Annotated in this window: 11 protein-coding genes and 1 pseudogene; 4 read left to right on the top strand and 8 right to left on the bottom strand. The window is 63.9% G+C overall.

What is annotated here, in order from left to right; all coding sequences use genetic code 11:
- Window positions 1-5 precede the first annotated feature (5 nt).
- A complete protein-coding gene (locus FJ986_RS18960) occupies window positions 6-533 on the top strand; it encodes a gluconokinase (protein WP_181167663.1) in 528 nt (175 codons plus the stop codon).
- Window positions 534-595: 62 nt separating this feature from the next.
- Here FJ986_RS18960 and FJ986_RS18955 read toward each other — a convergent pair whose 3' ends face one another.
- Both FJ986_RS18955 and FJ986_RS18950 read right to left on the bottom strand, forming a co-directional pair.
- Window positions 596-1,045 (bottom strand): Rrf2 family transcriptional regulator, encoded by a 450-nt coding sequence (locus FJ986_RS18955; RefSeq protein ID WP_013530871.1) that lies wholly within the window; start codon window positions 1,043-1,045, stop codon window positions 596-598.
- A 258-nt stretch (window positions 1,046-1,303) separates the two neighbouring features.
- A complete protein-coding gene (locus FJ986_RS18950) occupies window positions 1,304-2,290 on the bottom strand; it encodes a sulfate ABC transporter substrate-binding protein (RefSeq protein ID WP_140567538.1) in 987 nt (328 codons plus the stop codon).
- Window positions 2,291-2,457: 167 nt separating this feature from the next.
- Between FJ986_RS18950 and FJ986_RS18945 the strand changes: the two genes are divergently transcribed.
- Window positions 2,458-2,766 (top strand): antitoxin, encoded by a 309-nt coding sequence (locus tag FJ986_RS18945; RefSeq protein ID WP_210241340.1) that lies wholly within the window; start codon window positions 2,458-2,460, stop codon window positions 2,764-2,766.
- Window positions 2,732-3,129, top strand: a pseudogene (locus tag FJ986_RS18940) (type II toxin-antitoxin system VapC family toxin). Before FJ986_RS18945 ends, FJ986_RS18940 begins: the two are co-directional and overlap by 35 nt.
- 14 nt (window positions 3,130-3,143) lie before the next feature.
- Here the strand turns inward: FJ986_RS18940 and FJ986_RS18935 are convergent.
- The 6 genes from FJ986_RS18935 to FJ986_RS18900 all read right to left on the bottom strand — a co-directional run bounded on the left by FJ986_RS18935 (window position 3,144) and on the right by FJ986_RS18900 (window position 15,391).
- The gene (locus tag FJ986_RS18935; protein ID WP_140580039.1) at window positions 3,144-4,184 is read right to left on the bottom strand and encodes a sulfate/molybdate ABC transporter ATP-binding protein; all 1,041 of its coding nucleotides are present in this window, start codon (window positions 4,182-4,184) and stop codon (window positions 3,144-3,146) included.
- Between the two features lie 68 nt (window positions 4,185-4,252).
- Entirely contained in the window at window positions 4,253-5,137 is an 885-nt protein-coding gene (cysW, locus tag FJ986_RS18930; RefSeq protein WP_140633929.1) for a sulfate ABC transporter permease subunit CysW, read from the bottom strand.
- On the bottom strand, window positions 5,130-5,981 hold the full coding sequence (gene cysT / locus FJ986_RS18925; protein ID WP_140580037.1) for a sulfate ABC transporter permease subunit CysT: 852 nt from the start codon (window positions 5,979-5,981) through the stop codon (window positions 5,130-5,132). Before cysT ends, cysW begins: the two co-directional genes overlap by 8 nt.
- Window positions 5,982-6,002: 21 nt before the next feature.
- A complete protein-coding gene (locus FJ986_RS18920; RefSeq protein WP_140516694.1) occupies window positions 6,003-7,028 on the bottom strand; it encodes a sulfate ABC transporter substrate-binding protein in 1,026 nt (341 codons plus the stop codon).
- Between the two features lie 558 nt (window positions 7,029-7,586).
- Entirely contained in the window at window positions 7,587-9,680 is a 2,094-nt protein-coding gene (pbpC, locus tag FJ986_RS18910; protein ID WP_140675446.1) for a penicillin-binding protein 1C, read from the bottom strand.
- A 212-nt stretch (window positions 9,681-9,892) separates the two neighbouring features.
- Window positions 9,893-15,391 (bottom strand): alpha-2-macroglobulin family protein, encoded by a 5,499-nt coding sequence (locus FJ986_RS18900; RefSeq protein WP_140675443.1) that lies wholly within the window; start codon window positions 15,389-15,391, stop codon window positions 9,893-9,895.
- 273 nt (window positions 15,392-15,664) lie between these two features.
- Between FJ986_RS18900 and FJ986_RS18895 the strand changes: the two genes are divergently transcribed.
- Complete coding sequence (locus FJ986_RS18895; RefSeq protein ID WP_140675440.1) at window positions 15,665-17,590, top strand: autotransporter assembly complex family protein; 1,926 nt, start codon at window positions 15,665-15,667, stop codon at window positions 17,588-17,590.
- Window position 17,591: the final 1 nt, after the last annotated feature.

The raw sequence follows: 17,591 nt of genomic DNA, 5'->3' as shown, positions 1-17,591 counted from the left end.
AGCGGATGGCGGAGGCCGCCCCCGGCTCTGTACCCCCAGCCATTGTGGTTATGGGTGTCGCCGGATGCGGCAAATCGGTCGTCGGTGCAGCGCTGGCAACCGCGCTGGGCGCGGTCTTCATCGAGGGTGACCGTCTTCATCCCCCCGAGAACGTCGCCCGCATGGCAAGCGGTCAGCCGCTTACCGATCAACTGCGCGAAGGCTGGCTCGATGCAATCGGCGAGCGCATCGCAGCGTCGGCCGGTGAGGGGCGGGGCGTGGTCGCTGCCTGCTCGGCGTTGAAGCGAAGCTACCGCGAGCGCCTGCGTGGCATTTGCCGAGACATCGTCTTCCTCTATCTGGAGATCGATCCGGCCATGGCTAGGCTGCGGGTCGCCAGCCGCAAGGGTCATTTCATGCCGGCAAGCCTGGTCGACAGCCAGTTCGCCATTCTCGAGCCGCCGGCGGCGGATGAGCGGGCGCTGACGCTCGATGCGACGCACCCGATCGCCGATCTCGTAGCCGAGGCGGTGCGCGTGACGCGGCGGTTCTGAACCTTGATCGGCGCCGTACCGGCATGCGACTTACGCCGGCAAGTGCGGCGCATGCGCAGGATCTAGATCTGGGACGTCAACTCGACCGGAAAATCATCATTGTCGGCATCGCGCATGGCGGCAAGGCTGCGGTTGTCCAGCACCTCGGCGATTGCCTGGCGCACCTCGAGCATCATGTGCCGGACCTGGCACGTCGCTTCGTCGCAATCCTCGCAGCGCTGATACTGCGTGCGGCTGGCGCATGGGATCGGCGCCAGCGGCCCGTCCAGCACACGCACGACATGGCCGATCTTGATCTCCGAGGCCGGGCGGGCGAGGCGATAGCCGCCTTCCTTGCCTTTGCGGCTCTGGACGAAGCCGGCATTGCGCAGCTCGCCCAGAATGGCATCGAGGAATTTTTTCGGGATGTTGTTGGCGACCGCGATGTCGTTGACGAAGGCCAATTGGCCAGCCGGCAAGCCGGACAGATGCACGAGGGCCTTGAGGCCGTATTTGCCTTTTTTAGTCAGCATGCCCGAGTCAACCCATGAAGCCCCAACAATCCGCATCTGGCGGCTGTTTGTGTGCAAATGATGACGGGGCTTGTGGAGCGCTGCCGTTTCGCGAACAAGCCGATTTGTCGGCACGTTAGGCGCAAACGCGTTGATTCTTCGTAACCTTTTGCGCGGCTGGCGTCGTATTTGCCATATTTTGCCGCAAACGGCGAAAGCCGGCAAAGCGCCGGCTTTCCTGATTTGCTTACCGTAACGTGCTATCGCGCCGCGAAAACCTTATCGGCTGCCATAGGCCTGGTCGAGCAGGCCGCCGGCGGCGAAATGCTCTTTCTGGACGTTGTCCCAGCCGCCGAAGACGTTTTCCACCGTCAGCAGGCGCACGTCCGGGAAGTCGGCCTTGTGTTTGGCGGCGACGGCCGTGTCGCGGGCGCGCAGGCCATTGTCAGCGGCGATGTCCTGCCCCTCGGGCGTATAGAGGAAATCGAGATAGCTTTTGGCCAGATCACGCGTGCCATGTTCGTCGGCGACCTTGTCGACGATCGCCACCGGGAATTCTGCCAGCAGGCTGACGGAAGGCGTGACCTGCTCGAATTTGTCGTCGCCATACTCCTTGCGGATGCCGCGGGTTTCGGATTCGAACGTGATCAGCACGTCACCGATCTCGCGCTGCACGAAAGTGGTGGTGGCTGCGCGCCCGCCGGTGTCGAAGATCGGCACGTTGTTGAACAACTTGGTGATGAATTCCTTCACCTTGGCGTCGTCGCCCTTGAAGGCCTCCTTGGCGTAGGCGGTCGCCGCCAGATAGGTGTAGCGCGCATTGCCCGAGGTTTTCGGGTTGGGGAAGATCACCTGCACGTCGTCGCGCACCAGGTCGTTCCAATCCTTGATGTGCTTGGGGTTGCCCGCCCGCACCAGGAAGGACGGCAGCGAATAGAAGGGCGAGGCGTTGTCGGGAAAATCCTTCTGCCAGTCGGCCGAGACGAGGCCCTTCTTGACCAGGAAGTCGATGTCGGTGACCTGGTTGAAGGTGACGACATCAGCGCCGAGCCCTTCGGCGATGGCGCGTGCCTGAGCCGAGGTGCCGGCATGCGACTGGTCGATGCTCACGCCCGGGTGCTTCTCGATGAATGCCTTGTTGACCTGGACGAACAGTTCGCGGCCGACGTCATAGGAGGCGTTGAGCAGCTTGTCGGCAGACCAGGCTTGGGAAGATGCGAGGAACAGGCCGGCGACGGTGGCGACGCCGAGGAGAAATCGCTTCATGAAATAAGGCTCCGTGTAGTGCTTAATCACCTCACCATAGTCCTGCGCCACTTGCCCGACGAGGCACGTGCAATAGTTTCGCGGTGCCACCGTAAGAAAAAATGTCGTCATGAACGCTGTCATTAGAATTTTGTTCCGCCCAATATGCATATACAAAGGAGGCAACCATGCCCCAACACCGCCATTCAACAACGCGGCCGTCGAAGGAGGCGAAGCTGTTTCGCAATAACCGCAGCCAGGCGGTGCGCATTCCTGTCGAGTTCGAGCTCCCCGGCGAGAAGGTCCTGATCAGCCGTGAAGGCGACCGCCTTGTCATTGAGCCGATCCGCAAAGCTGGGCTCGGCGCGTTGCTCGCCCAATGGGCAAACGAGCCGCCGCTCGGCCCCGAGGACGATCTTCCCGAATCAATGATGCGCCAGTCGAATCCGAGGACATTTTTTGATGCGGTTCATGCTGGACACCAACATCATCAGTGACATGATCCGAAATCCGGCTGGCAAAGCCGCCAATGCAGTGGACCGCGAGGGAGACGACGCCATTTGCACAAGTATCGTGGTTGCCTCGGAATTGCGATATGGCTGTGCCAGGAAGGGATCAACCAAGCTGCTCAAAAAAGTCGAGCAATTGCTGGCTGAGATTCCGGTCTTGCCGCTCGATGTGCCGGCGGATGCAGAGTATGGCGCCCTTCGTGCAGAACTGGAGGCCGCCGGCCAACCCATTGACTATACGACCTTTTTATTGCTGCGCACGCCTGCGCTGTGGGCATCACTTTGGTAACGGCCAATACGGGCGAGTTCATCCGAATCCGCAACCTCAAGATCGAGAACTGGCTGGAGTAGTGCTCGGTCTAATATCAAGCAGCCGGAAACAGCTTCCAGCGGCCCGGGCGGAATGCTACCCGGCTCTTCTGGGCCGCGGGATGGTCGACGGGCAGCTCGATCTCGACGCGCTGGCGTTCGCCGCCGATCTCGAGTTCCACCCGGCGGGTGCCGGCGACGCGGCGGCTGGCGACCACCGTGCCGGCGATGCAGCCAGAGCAGCCGCTCAGCAATTCGACGTCGTGCGGGCGGAAGTACAGCCTGGCATTGCCGCTGGCGGCGTCCGGCGCCGACAGCCCGATCGGGCGATCGGCGAGCCAGACCTCGCCATTCTCGACCTTGACGGGAAGCGAGCTCGATTCGCCGATGAAGCCATAGACGAAAGGCGAGTTCGGCCTGTCATAGATGTCATCGGCGGTGCCGACCTGCTCGATGCGGCCCTGGCTCATCACCACGACGCGGTCGGCAAGCTCCAGCGCCTCTTCCTGGTCGTGGGTGACGAAGACGGTGGTGTGGCCGGTGGCGTCATGGATGTCGCGTAGCCAGCGGCGCAGTTCCCGGCGCACCTGCGCATCGAGCGCGCCGAACGGCTCGTCGAGCAGAAGCACTTTGGGTTCGATCGCCATGGCGCGCGCCAGCGCGACGCGCTGGCGCTGGCCGCCGGAAAGCTGCGCCGGATAGCGCTTCTCCAGGCCCGAGAGCTGGACCAGGTCGAGCAGCTCGGAGGCGCGGCGGCGGATCTCCTGCGCCGGCGGCCGCGTCGAGCCCTGCCGGACCTTGAGGCCGAAGCCGATATTGTCCGAGACCGTCATGTGCCGGAACAGCGCGTAGTGCTGGAAGACGAAGCCGACATTGCGCTCCTGGATCGATTTGTGCGAGGCGTCCTCGTCGCCGAAGAAGATCTTGCCGCGCGTCGGCCGCTCCAGCCCGGCAATCAGCCGCAGCAGCGTCGTCTTGCCCGAGCCCGACGGCCCCAGCAACGCGATCAGCTCGCCCGACTTGATGTCGAGCGACACGTCATGGAGCGCGGGAAACCGCTCGAACTCCTTGCGCACATTGGCAACGCGAACTTCCATCAACAGTCCCTTTGTAGTGGCTGCATGCCGTTATCCCAAAACCGGGTCCCGCTTTTGGGCGACATGCATCAATGTCCACGCGCGGCGGCGATCTCGGCGCCGTAACGCATCTCGAGCAGTGTCTTCAGGACCAGCGTCACCAGCGCCAGGCCGGCCAGCAGCGAGGCGACGGCAAAGGCGCCGACGGCGTTGTATTCATTGTAGAGGATCTCGACATGCAGCGGCATGGTGTTGGTCAGGCCGCGTATGTGGCCCGACACCACCGAGACCGCGCCGAACTCGCCCATGGCGCGCGCATTGCACAAGAGCACGCCGTAAAGCAGCCCCCATTTGACGTTGGGCAGCGTCACATACCAGAAGGCCTGCCAGCCATTGGCGCCGAGCGACAGCGCGGCCTCCTCGTCGCCATTGCCCTGCTCCTGCATCAGCGGGATCAGCTCGCGGGCCACGAAGGGGAAGGTGACGAAGATGGTGGCCAGCACAATGCCGGGCACGGCGAACAGGATGACGATGCCATGAGCCTTCAGCCAGGCGCCGAGCAGCCCCTGGGCGCCGAACAGAAGCACGTAGACCAGGCCCGAGATGACCGGCGAGACCGAGAACGGCAGGTCGATCAGCGTGGTCAGGAAGGCCTTGCCCTTGAACTCGAACTTGGCGATCGCCCAGGCGGCCGAGATGCCGAAGACGACATTGAGCGGCACCGAGATCGCCGCCACCAGCAGCGTCAGCCGGATCGCCGAGCGCGTATCGGGATTGCCGAGCGCTTCGGTGTAGGCGCCGACGCCCTTGGCGAAGGCTTCGTTGAAGACGATGATCAGCGGCAACAGCAGGAAGATGCCGAGGAAGGCGAAGGCGATCGCCATCAGCACGGCCTGCGCCGGGCGGCTTTCGGTCACCGCCGCCGAGCGGCTGTCGTGATGCGGCTCGTAGGATTTGATCTCCGGATCAGCCATAGCGCTTGCGGCTCCATGTCTGCGCCAGGTTGACGATGAGCAGCATCAGGAACGACAGCGCCAGCATGATCGCGGCGATGGCGGTCGCCGCCGGGTAATTGTACTCCTCCAGCCGGATGACGATCAAAAGCGGCGCGATCTCGGACTTGTAGGGCAGGTTGCCGGCGATGAAGATGACCGAGCCGTATTCGCCGACGCCGCGCGCGAAGGCCAGCGCGAAACCGGTGACGATGGCCGGCGCCAGGCCCGGGAACAGCACCCGGGTGACGATCTGGAAGCGGCTGGCGCCGAGCGTGGCGGCGGCCTCCTCCACCTCCTTGTCGATCTCCTCCATGATCGGCTGCACGGTGCGCACGACGAAGGGCAGGCCGATGAAGACCAGCGCGATGACGATGCCGAGCGGCGTGTAGGCGACCTTGAGCCCAAGCGGCAGCAACAGCTTGCCGATCCAGCCATTGGGCGCGTAGAGCGTGGTCAGCGCGATGCCGGCCACCGCCGTCGGCAGCGCGAAGGGCAGGTCGACCATGGCATCGACGATGCGGCGGCCGGGAAAGCGGTAGCGCACCAGCACCCAGGCGACCAGCGTGCCGAACACGACATTGACGGCGGCCGCGACAAAGGCGGTGCCGAAGCTGATCTCCAGCGCGTTGATGGTGCGGCGGTCGGTGGCGATCGCCCAGAAATCGGTCCAGCCCAGCGCCGCGGAGCGCCAGATCAGCCCCGACAGCGGAATGAGGATGATGAGGGTCAGGTAGGCAAGCGAGAAGCCTAGCGTCAATCCGAAACCCGGAATGACGCTCGGCTGTCGAAACCGCCAACCCGCCCGAGCGGGTGCTGTGATCATATCGTCCTGAATATCGACTGCTTACTGGGGCTTGTAGATCTGGTCGAATATACCACCATCGCCGAAATGGTAAGGCTGTGCTTTCTTCCAGCCGCCGAATTGTGGGTCGTCGATGGTGACCAGCTTGATCGGCGGTAGCTTGGCCAGGTCCTCTGCCGGCACCAGATCGGGCTTGGCCGGACGATAGTGGTTCTTGGCGATGATCGTCTGCGCTTCCTTGGAATAGAGCCAGCCCAGATAGGCTTCGGCGACCTTGCGCGTGCCCTTGGCATCGACATTGGCGTCGACCAAAGCGACCGGCGGCTCGGCCAGGATCGAGGTCGGTGGATAGACGATATCGAAATTTTCGGCACCGAACTCGTCGAGCGCTAGATAGGCCTCGTTTTCCCAGGCAATCAGCACGTCGCCCAGGCCCTTTTGCGCGAAGGTCACCGTCGAGCCGCGCGCACCGGTATCGAGCACCGGAGCGTTGGCATAGAGCTTGCCGACGAACTCCTTCGTCTTGGCCTCGTCGCCACCGTCATTGGCGTTGGCATAAGCCCAGGCGGCGAGATAGTTCCAGCGTGCGCCGCCCGATGTCTTCGGGTTGGGCGTAATCACCTGGACGCCGTCCTTGACCAGGTCGTTCCAGTCGTGGATGCCCTTGGGGTTTCCTTTGCGGACGAGGAAGATGATGGTCGAGGTGTAGGGTGCCGAATTGTTCTCGAATTTCGTGCGCCAGTCCGGATTGATCTTTTTCGACTTGGAGACGATGGCGTTGATATCGCCTTCGAGCGCCAGCGTCACCACGTCGGCGTCGAGGCCGTCGATCACGGCCCGGGCCTGTGCGCCCGATCCACCGTGCGACTGCTGGATGGTGACCGTTTCCCCTGTCTCGGCTTTCCAGTGAGCGGCGAAGGCCTCGTCATAGGCCTTGTAGAGCTCGCGTGTCGGATCGTATGACACGTTGAGAATGGTGGTATCGGCGAACGCGAAACCGAGCGTGCCGAACTGGACAGACGTGGCGACCAGTGCGCCGAGCAGTCTCCTGAAACGAGGTTTGGTCATTTCTGCCTCCGTTGAACCCGCGTCAAATCTACCGAATTGGTAGAATTTAGATGCATTAAATGTTGCCTTTTTTGTTGTTTTGGAGAAAATCTTGGACCTGATTTCGCGGTGCGGAGAAACATTTTCCTCAAACGTCCGCTGGCGAATCCCCATCGACCTATCTAGGAACAAGCGGGGCCGAAGCAAGGCTGTGGCATTTGGTCGGCACGCTATCCGGCTGGACTGGGAAATCGAAGCGCTGCTTGGCGGAGAGATCGTGGTTCAGCGTGAAGGTGCCGCCATTCGCGTGCATAGTTCTTGAATCCGGCCGAGTGCATCGCGCCGAGCAGCAGCTTGCGATTTGCCGTCGCTTCGCTTGCGGTACAGGAAAATTGTCCGTTCCGGCGTAACGGATATCCGGGCGGATCGAGGGGCCGGCAACGCGGACGAAGTCGGCGGGCAGGGCGTCGGCGCGGGCTGGGAGGAGATTGCGGGTAAAGGAACTAGCGTCGCGAGTATTGTCGCGAGGCGCCGTACCTCAGGCGAAGAAGCGCAATCCCCTGAATCGCTTGCGCAATCTTATTCAACAAACACCTTCACACTTGCCGCGCGTCCCGCCGCATCGATTACGGTCAAGGTCGAGTAGCCGGTGCCGTCCGGTTGCCATGTCGCGGTGCGCCGGCGGTCGATGCCGGTCAGCGGCTTGCCGTTGGCCAGCCAGCGGAACGGCGCGCGCCCGCCTTGCAGCTTCAGTACCAGCGGCGAGGCGTCGGCCGAGTTGGTGGCGAGATCGACGCGGGCGCCGTCGGGCGGAAAGATAATGGTCGGCGCGGGCTCTGTGGGGGTCGAGGCCTGAACCAGGCCGTCGGACCCGGCGCCGAAGCGGGCAAGCGTCACAGGCAGGTCGTTGCGTCGAGGAGTGAAGGCGCCGGGGGGCTTGCCCGGCAGCGGCACGGTGGCGAGACCCGAGCGGACAAAGCCCTCGAACAGAATTGGGGCTGCCGACACATAGCCGGACAGGCCAGGCACCGCGCCTGCATCGGCCCGGCCGACCCAGACGCCCAGCACGTAACGGCCGTCGAAGCCGACCGACCAGGCATCGCGGTAGCCATAGGAGGTGCCGGTCTTGTAGGCGATGCCGCGCTGCAATGCACCCTCGGGCGGCTTGACGCCCGACAGAATGTCGATGATTTGCCAGCTCGCCTGGTCATCGAGGATGGTCGCGGTGGTGCGCTCGGCATAGGCCGGCTCGGTGCCATCATGCAGCGTGTGCGTCTTGCCGCCATTGGCGAGCCCTGTATAGAGCTGGACGAGATCGCGCAGCGTAATCCCAACGCCGCCAAGGCCGATGGCCAGGCCCGGCGCCTCGTTGACCGGCAGGATCGGGTTTACCCCAGCCTGGCGAAAGCGGGCCGTCAGCCGCGCGGGACCGACCGCGTCGAGCACGCGGATCGCCGGCACGTTGAGCGACAATTGCAGCGCCTCGCGGATGCTGACGTCGCCCTGGTAGCCCATATCGAAATTCTTCGGCCGGTAGCCGCCGAAATCGGCCGGGCTGTCCTCGATCAACATTTCCTGTGCCACCAGTCCCTGTTCGAACGCGAGGCCGTAGATGAACGGCTTCAGCGTCGAGCCCGGTGAGCGCACGACCTTGGTCATGTCGATCCAGCCGGAGCGGCTGGCGTCAAAGAAATTGGCCGAGCCGACTTCGCCCAGAATATCGCCGGTCCGGGAATCGGCCAGCACCATGGCGACGGAGAGACGCGCCCCAAGCTTGGCGGCTGCGTCGCGCGCTACCTGTTCCAGCCCTTCCTGGACGCTCTTGCGGATCGTCAGCTTGAGCGGCTGGCCGGGAACCGCCTTGGGCAGCATCGCATAGGCGGCGTGCGCGGCGAGCGCCGGCAAGCTACGGCGCAGGCCAGACACATCGTCGAGCGCGGCGCGCGCGGCCTCGCGTTCGCCAAGCAGGCCAGCCGAGGCCATGCGGGACAGCACGCGGTCGCGGGCGGCGTGCGCGATCGCGAGGTTGCGGTCGGGCCGGCGCTTCTCCGGCAGCTGCGGCAGGGCGACGAGAAGCGCGGCTTCCGAGACGGTGAGCCGCTTCGGCTCTTTACCGAAATAGGCGAGCGAAGCGGCGCGCACGCCTTCGAGATTGCCGCCATAGGGCGCCAGCGTCAGATAGCGTTCGAGGATCTCGCGCTTGGACAGCCGCCGCTCGATCTGGATGGCGCGCAGCATCTGCTTGAGCTTGGAGCCGAGGCTGCGGCTGTCGCGCGGCTCGATCAGGCGGGCGAGTTGCATCGACAGCGTCGAGCCGCCGGACACGATGTGGCCACTGGTGGCGAACTGGCCGGCGGCGCGGGCAAGCGCCAGCACATCGACGCCTTCATGGTTCCAGAAGCGCTTGTCCTCATAGGTGACCAACATGTCGACGAACTGCTTGTCGACCTGGTCGAGGCGGGTTTCGAGCCGCCAATAGCCGTCAGGCGTGGCGAAGGCGCGCAAAAGCTGGCCGTCGCGGTCCTGGACTTCCGTCGAGACGGTAAGCTTTTCAGGAAGCGGAGGCGGGAAGGCGCGGTCGAGCTGCCACAGGGTAGCGGCGGAAACAGCAATAACAGCCACCAAGGAGGTGCTAGCGATAGCCGCGCGGCGCAGGAATTTTCTTGAGGGCATGGCGCTGCCCCTCATCCGCCTGCCGGCACCTTCTCCCCGCATAGTGGCGGGGAGAAGGGAGCTGTCGCAATCGTCGGCGCCTTTTCTGTAACGTTGAAAATTGGCGAAAGCCTTGGTGCAGGCCCCTTTCTCCCCGTCACTAAACGGGGAGAAGGTGCCGGCAGGGCAATGAGGGGCAGCGCAAACTTCACGTTCATGTCCGCCTCGACACCTTACGGCGCCTTGACCTCCATCACGCCGGTGGCGGTGCGGGCCGAATATTGCGGCCGGTACATGTCCTCCACCGTTGCGGCCGGATGGGCGTAGGTGCCCGGCGTCACGGCGCGCACGACATAGGCGAGTGTCAGATTGTGGTCGTGGTCGCCGTCACTGGGGTTGAAGGCGGCGACGAAACGGTCGTCGCGGAATTCCAGATGCGCGGCGTCGGTCTGTGCCAGCCAGGAGAAGTTCGACAATTGCGCGCTGGAGACCAGGCCGGGATTGTCGATCTCGAAGCCGGCCGGCAAAAGGTCGGTGATCAAAAGGCGCGAAGGCCAGTTGTTCTGTTCATTGACCTTGAGCACGACGACATAGCGTTCGTTCTGGGTTGCCTCCGTCACATTGGCTTCGGTGCCGTCGAGCTTGTAATAGGTGCGCTCAATGGTGAACCCGTCACCCCCGGCCGGCAAGGGCTGCACCGGCGATGCCACGGTGGTGACGACGGCCTGCAGCGGGGTCTTGCCGGTGTTGGCGATGGTGAGCGGGCTGTCGGCCACATCGCTGCCGTTGATCTGGCTGGAATAGCCGCCGGAATGCGGTGCACCGTTGACGGAAAGCGTGATCGAATCATTGCCTTGTCTGAGGGCGCGGGCCGCCAGCAGCATCCAGGATTCATCCTGGGTGCTGGTCCAGCGGACCTCGGCGCGTTCCCTGGTCACCAGCTTGATCAGCTCCGGTACGACCGACGGCACCGGCTTCGATTCCGCCGCAAGCGCCAGCATTGCCGCCCCGTCGCGCAGCGCCGAGCCGTAGTCGGAGCGATAGTAGTCATAGGCTGTGCTCGACTTGGCGAGCTGCAGGGCGGTCTTGAACGTCGCTTCCGAACGCTGTGTGTCGCCATACAGCGCCAGGCTCGCCGCCAGTTGGGCAACGGCCATCGGGCTGGTGAACGCCTCGAGCTGGGTGTCCGCGTAATAGCGCAGGTCGCCGATCGAGGCCTTCTTGTTGCGGGCAAGCACGTAGAGCGCGTAGGCGATCTCGCTGCCCCGGTCCTGTACGCTCTGATCGTAACCGAGCGAGTTCTGCAGATTGCCCAACGCCTGGTTCATGGCGAGCGCCGGCACATCGTATTTCTGCTCGCGCGCCCTGGTCAGGAAGTCGGTGACATAGGCGTCGAGCCATAGATCGCCGGAGCCCGGGCCCCACAGGCCGAAGCTGCCGCCCGAAGCCTGGTAGCTCAGCACCTTGTAGATCGCGTCCTGGATGCGGCCATGCAGCTCGGGATCGCTCTCCATGCCGACGCCCGAGGCCATTTCGTTGACATAGAGCAGAGGCATCGCTCGGCTGGTGGTTTGCTCGGCGCAACCATAGGGGTAGCGGTCGAGCGTCATCAGGAGCGAGGGCACATCGAAGGCCGCCGCCTGCGAAACGCCGACACTGACCGAAGCGCCGTCGAGCAGGCTTGCCGCCAAAAGCTCCTTGTCGACGCGCAGCGCGCCGCCATCGCCCTTGAGGTCGACCACCATGCGGGTGGTGACCGGCAGTTGTGCCGGACGGACCGGCACGTAGAGCGTCTGCTCGACCTTGGTGCCGTCGGCGTGCGCTAGCTTGATGGTGAGCGAGGCATTGCCTGCCGTCTGTGCGATCAGCGGCACGGTCAGGGTCTGGCGCTTGCCCTGCGCCAGCGTCAGTTTCTGGGGCAGGGGCTTGTCGCCCGTCGAGAGGTCCCCCGTCGTGTCGATCGACAGCGCATAGTCGCCGGCCGGACCGTCGGTGTCCGCAATGTCGAGCCGCATGACGGCGGCGTCGCCGGGCGCCAGGAAGCGCGGCAGGCCGGCGGTGATCACCACCGGATCGCGCACGATCACGTCCGACTGGGCGTGGCCGACCGCTTCCTTGGTCCAGGCGACGGCCATGACGCGAACCGTGCCGTTGAACTGCGGAATATCGAAGTCGACGCGTGCTTTGCCGTCGGCATCGAGCTGCACCGGGCCGGAGAAGAAGGCGACCAGCTTTTCGGTCGGCGGACTGCCCTGCGCCTGCATGTTGGCGCCGTCGCCGCCGGTCCTGAGCTTGCCCATGGTGCCGAGAGAGCCGTCGATCAGGCGGCCGTAGAGATCACGGATTTCCATGCCCAGCATGCGCTGGCCGAAAAACCAGTTCTCAGGATCCGGCGCCTTGTAGTTGGTCAGGTTGAGGATGCCGACATCGACGGCGGCGACAGTGACATAGGCGTTGCTGCCGGGCTCTACGCCGGCGACCGCGACCGGGATCGACAGCTGCTGGCGCGGCATGGTCTTGTCCGGCGGGGTAAGGGTGACGGCGAGCTTCTTCGAGCCCGGATCGACCTTCAGCCATTTCACGCCGATGGCGCGGGCCGGCATGCGGCTTTCCTGCGCGTCGCCAGGCCGGAACAGGGTTGCCGTGACATATGCGCCGGCGCCCCAGTCGTCGCCGACCGGGATGTCGACCGTGCCGCCGCCGGCCGGCACCGACGCCGTGACGGTCTTCAACAGCTTGTCGGAACCGATGTTGACCAGAAGTTCGCCGGCAAAGTGCGGCGAGACCTTGAGCCTGGCCACTTCGCCGGCGGCATAATTGTCCTTGTCGAGGGCGATCTCGAGACCATCAGGCGTTTCGGTAGTGGTGGAGGAGACATACCAGCCGCCATCGAACTCATAACTGGTCGCGGGTCCTTCCGGATCCGCTGTCTCGACCTCGAGCCGGTAGCGGCCCCAGTCGACCGGGATCGACACTGTCGCCTCGCCATCGGCGCTAAGGTCGACCTGGCCATTGGCGATCGATTTGGTGAAGGTGACAGGTTCGTAATTCCATGAGTTGTTGGAGCGGTACCACTGGTAATTGCGCTCGACCTTGACCAGCGACCATTGCGCTCCTTTCAGCGCCTCGCGCTTGCCGTCGGGGTCGACGGCGATCAGGCTGAACTTCGCCGTGCCGCCCTGCGGCACCTCGTCGTCAGCGAAATCCGGCCGGATGCCGATCATGTGGCCTTGCGGGCGGATGCCGATGTTGAGCGAGCGCTCGATTGCGCGGCCGCCGGTCTCACGCATGCGGACCGTCACCTTGGCGTCGATGAGCTTCGTGGTCGACGGCAGTTGCTCGACGGAGACCGGGAAGGTCGCCTTGCCATCCTCGCCGACCACCGGAAGATCGGTGAACGGGGTGACGGTCGGTTCCGACGACTGCTCGTCGGCAAGGCCAAAGGAATAGCCGTTGAAGCGGTCCCAGTCACGCGCGGTCGACAAGGTCAGTTCGCCTTCGAGCGCGAGGCCAGCAGCCGGTGCGCCATAGAGAAAGCGGCCGTCGACGGTGATGTTGGCGGTTTCGCCCTGCGCGATCTCCTGCTTGTCGGCCTTCATGTCGAATTCGATGCGGTCCGGCACGAAATCCTCGACCAGGAACATCTGGCTGGCGACGGCCGGTTGCTTGGGATCGGTATAGATCGATACCGACCAGGTGCCGCGCATGGCGTTTGGCTGGAGCGGCAGATCGACGGCGTGCCCGCCGGCTGACGCGCCATCGCTGACGACGCGGCGATCCTCGACGCCGTCCGGGCGCGAGAAGATGAAGGTCAGCGGCAGGTTCTCGACCGCCTTGGCGGCGCCGTCACGGGCAAGAGCCGCAACATGCACCTCCTCGCCGGCGCGGTAGATGCCGCGCTCGGTCCAGGCGTAGACATCGAGCGCGCCCGGCGCTGCGCGTCCAGTGACGCCGCGGTCGGACAGGTCGAAACCGGCGCGGGCCATGTCGAGGAAGACAAAGTCGTTATCGCCCTGCCTGGCCATCAGCACGGCCGGCACCATGCCACCGTCGCCGCGTGTTAGGCCGGGATTGAACACGGCATGACCATCGGTATCCGAAGTCGCGGTGCCGAGGATCTCGTTGTTGCGGGCAACCAGCGTCAGTTCGGCGCCCGCTATCGGCTTGGCGCTGCCCAGCGAACGGGCATAGACATTGAGCCCGTCCTGACCGGTATAGGTCGAGAGGCCGATGTCGGAAACGACGAACCATTGCGTGGCCATCGAGTTGTAGTCGTCGCTCTTCTCGCTGACAGCCTGGGCAGTCAGCACATAGACGCCGGGCTTGCGCCGCGGCAGCGCCTCGTCGACCGGGAAGGAGGTGGTGACCTCCTTGTTCAGGTCGTTGGCGATGTCGAGCTGGCCTTCCCAGACCGGCTCGCCCATCTGCTCGGAAATGTTTGAGATGTCGTAGCTGTCGAGCCGATGCAGGAACTGGTAGCCGGACAGAAGCTGGGCCAGCGAGCGGTCGCCGATGCGATAAAGCTTCATCTCGGCGGCGTTCATGTTGACGGTGACGACGGGGATACCACGGCGCGCGCCGGCCGGCAGCACGAAGCTGTCGCCGGTGAAGCGGGCCGAAGGCGCACGGTCCTGCACATAGATCGACAGCACGACGGGCGCGGCGGTCACTTCGCCGATGGCGGCCGGCAGGCCGGCGCGGAAGGTCACGTCATAATGCTGGCCGTGTTCCAGTCCTTCGACACAAATCTGCTTGTCCTTGGCTTCAACGCCTTTGGGCGGCTGGTTGTCGACGGTGACGAATTGTGCGTAATCGACGCCGGTCTTGACCAGTTCCTCGGAGAATTGGGCGCAGATGCGCGGGGCGCTGGTGTCGGCATCGACGGTGTGGTCGATGACGCGGAAACCCTTGCGAGCCTTGAGATCGGAATAGTCGGCCTGGACCGCAGGCGAAGGTACCAGGGCAAGGCTGGCTTCATAGGCCTGCAGGGCGGGGCGATAGAGGTCGCGCTTGTCGAGGCCGGAGCCGATGAGCGCCAGCGTCTCCGCGCGCGTCCTGGCTGTACGCAGGAGCTTGTAGGCATTGAAGGCGGCCGACGTACCGTTTGCCGGCAAGGTGGAGGCCTCGGATGTGTTGGCCGCCGGCTGCACGGCAAGCGTCTCGCGCGCCAGGTTGAGCCAGAGCTGGCCATCGTCGGGCATGACAGAGACCGCGGCCTCGTATTTCTGCACGGCAGTGCGATGATCGCCGGTGAGCACCGCCTGCTCGGCCGCCGTGGTCAGCGCGGCCATGCCCTCGGTCGGCCTGTCATAGGCCGGGCCGAGCAGCCTGTTGCGGTATTGCTGGGCCTGGTCGGCCATCCAGTTGGGGAAGAAGGCGAGTTCCGGCGGCGCGCCGATGTCGGGGTCGCCGTCGATATTGACGACCTTGCCCGCGACCGCGCCGTTGAAGGGCTTCAACTGGTTATAATCGGATTTGAGGAAGCACCATTTGGCCTTGATGTTATAGGTGAAGGCGCGGCAGGCGGGATCGCCCAGGCAGGTGGTCTTGCATTGATCGAGCGTGACATTCTGGTCCGACCGGAGGTCGAAACCGAAATAGTCGGAATTGTCGGTCGTTGCGACTCGCCGTGCTTCGGCCGCTTGCGCGACGTTACCCCAGGCCAAGACATTGGCCCAGGCGAAGAAGAGAAGGATCAGGAAAGACAGACCACGAGCCGCGCGCATTGCCATAACACCCTCCAGACAATTTGCAGACGTCCGGGCATGTTCAAGCTTCACTCAGGCTTGTCAACATGAGGACGCGGCAGGGTTCCGCCTGCCAACGGTTTCCTTTCCGGCCAACAGCCGGTAGTACCTCCATAGGACAGGGGATCACGCATTCTTGCGGCAACGCAAAAGGTGTGAATTCCAAGCCCGTCCTATTTCAGACAATTGGATTGTGGCCCCTTTACGAGCGCTTCAGAACTTCATTCCAATTTTAGGTTTGTAAAGTAGGTTGTCTTAATGCCGGCGTATGAAAGGCAGATGTCAGGGGGTACCGAGCCAAAGCGCGTGCTTTCGCGCGCGCTGCTTCTGGCCGTGATCTGCTGCTCGCTGATCGCCGGGCTGGGACCGGCGGCCGCCTTCGAAATCTTCGGCATCAAGCTGTGGGGCTCATCGAGCGATGAGGATGCCGACATCGTCGATCCGATGCGCTACGCCGTGACCATCTCCGCGCCCGACGCCGACAAGGACCTCGTGAAAAAGCTCGAAAACGCCTCGGCGCTGAAGAGCGACGAAGACCATCCCGTCTCCGGCTCGCTCGGTCTGATGGCCAAGGCGCGCAGCGATCGAGAACAGCTTGTGGCGGCGCTCTACGCCGATGCCCGCTACGAAGGCGTCGTCACTATCACCATCGAGGGCAAGCCGCTGGACGAATTGCCGCCGGACGCCGAATTCAAGGGTCCGCAGCCCATTCCCGTGGCCGTCAACATCGCCGCGGGTCCCAAATTCACCCTCGGCGATATCCGGCTGGAGGGTGACGCCGCTGGACTGATGAGCGCCGATTACGGCCTGATATCAGGCGGCGACGCTGGGTCTGGCGCGGTGCTCAAGGCCGAGGCGCTGATAGTGCGCACGCTGAAGGAGCAGGGCAGGCCGCTGGCCGAGGTGACCAGCAGGCACATCGTCGCCGACCATGACACGTCGACCCTCGACGTGACGCTGACGGTTGCTGCCGGGCCAGTCGCCGGCTATGGCGCGACCACGGTGGAAGGCACCGAGAAGGTCGACCGCGACTTCACCGAATACATGACCGGGCTGAAACGTGGCCGGCAGTACTCGCCTCAGGAGATCGACGATGCGCGCGACAGGCTGCTGGCGCTCGAGGTCTTCAACAGCGTGACTTTCAAGGAGGCCGACAAGCTCGATGCCGAGGGCAACATTCCGATCGGCGTCCAGGTCAGCGAGCGCAAGCCGCGTTATTTCGGACTGGGCGGCACCTTCTCGAATACGGAAGGGCTGGGGCTGGAGGGGTATTGGGGCCATCGCAACCTGTTCGGCCGGGCCGAGAAGCTGCGCATCGACGGAGCCATCAGCGGCATCGGCAGCAATGACCTGTCCGAATTGAACTACAATGCCGGCATCATGTTCGAGAAACCCGGCGTGATCGGGCCGGCATCTAAATTCTTCGCCGGCATCAAGACCGTGCTCGAACATCCCGACGCCTACGACCATTTCTCGGTCAAGGGCAACACCGGCCTGTCCTATGAACTGACCAAGAACCAAACCGTGTCGGCCGAGGTCGCGCTCGACTATTCACGCATCCACGATTCCTTTGGCAAACATAAATACCTGATCGCCAGCATCCCGCTGCAATATGTCTATGACAACAGGGACGTCAGGCTGAACCCGACCAAGGGCTTCAGGTTGCTGGCCTATGCCGAGCCGAGCTACGACATATTGAGCGGTGCCGCCTTCCTCAAGCTGAAGGGCGAGGGATCGGCCTATCAGTCGCTGGATACCGCTTCGAAATTCGTGCTGGCGGAACGTGTCGCACTTGGCTCGATCGTCGGCACCAGCCTGCACAACGTGCCTGCCGACCGGCGTTTCTATTCCGGCGGCGGCGGCTCGGTGCGCGGCTATGCCTATCAGGGCATCGGCCCCAAGGATTTCACCGGCCAGCCGATCGGCGGCCTGTCCTTCTTCGAGACCTCGGTTGAAATGCGTATCGCCATCACCGACACGATCGGCATCGTGCCGTTCGTCGATGCCGGCACGGTATCGACGAAGTCGTTCCCCGATTTTTCCGACGTCAAGGTGGGCGCCGGTGTCGGCTTGCGCTATGTGACGCCATTCGGGCCGCTGCGTATCGACGCCGCCGTGCCGCTCAACCGCGACCCAGGCGACCCTCATTTCGGCATCTATGCCGGCATTGGCCAAGCGTTTTGAA

This window comes from Mesorhizobium sp. B1-1-1 (assembly GCF_006442955.1).
In the GTDB taxonomy this organism is placed as follows: domain Bacteria; phylum Pseudomonadota; class Alphaproteobacteria; order Rhizobiales; family Rhizobiaceae; genus Mesorhizobium.
Note: the sequence above shows the minus strand (reverse complement) of the source record. Positions and strands in the feature narration are given on the sequence as shown.

What these genes read in the sequence shown, in the direction of transcription:
- cysW (WP_140633929.1), bottom strand. Translation starts at nt 5,137, where the DNA reads ATGGCTGATCCGGAGATCAAATCCTACGAGCCGCATCACGACAGCCGC.
- FJ986_RS18945 (WP_210241340.1), top strand. Translation starts at nt 2,458, where the DNA reads ATGCCCCAACACCGCCATTCAACAACGCGGCCGTCGAAGGAGGCGAAG.
- FJ986_RS18960 (WP_181167663.1), top strand. Translation starts at nt 6, where the DNA reads ATGGCGGAGGCCGCCCCCGGCTCTGTACCCCCAGCCATTGTGGTTATG.
- FJ986_RS18900 (WP_140675443.1), bottom strand. Translation starts at nt 15,391, where the DNA reads ATGGCAATGCGCGCGGCTCGTGGTCTGTCTTTCCTGATCCTTCTCTTC.
- cysT (WP_140580037.1), bottom strand. Translation starts at nt 5,981, where the DNA reads ATGATCACAGCACCCGCTCGGGCGGGTTGGCGGTTTCGACAGCCGAGC.
- FJ986_RS18895 (WP_140675440.1), top strand. Translation starts at nt 15,665, where the DNA reads ATGCCGGCGTATGAAAGGCAGATGTCAGGGGGTACCGAGCCAAAGCGC.
- FJ986_RS18920 (WP_140516694.1), bottom strand. Translation starts at nt 7,028, where the DNA reads ATGACCAAACCTCGTTTCAGGAGACTGCTCGGCGCACTGGTCGCCACG.
- pbpC (WP_140675446.1), bottom strand. Translation starts at nt 9,680, where the DNA reads ATGCCCTCAAGAAAATTCCTGCGCCGCGCGGCTATCGCTAGCACCTCC.
- FJ986_RS18935 (WP_140580039.1), bottom strand. Translation starts at nt 4,184, where the DNA reads ATGGAAGTTCGCGTTGCCAATGTGCGCAAGGAGTTCGAGCGGTTTCCC.
- FJ986_RS18950 (WP_140567538.1), bottom strand. Translation starts at nt 2,290, where the DNA reads ATGAAGCGATTTCTCCTCGGCGTCGCCACCGTCGCCGGCCTGTTCCTC.
- FJ986_RS18955 (WP_013530871.1), bottom strand. Translation starts at nt 1,045, where the DNA reads ATGCTGACTAAAAAAGGCAAATACGGCCTCAAGGCCCTCGTGCATCTG.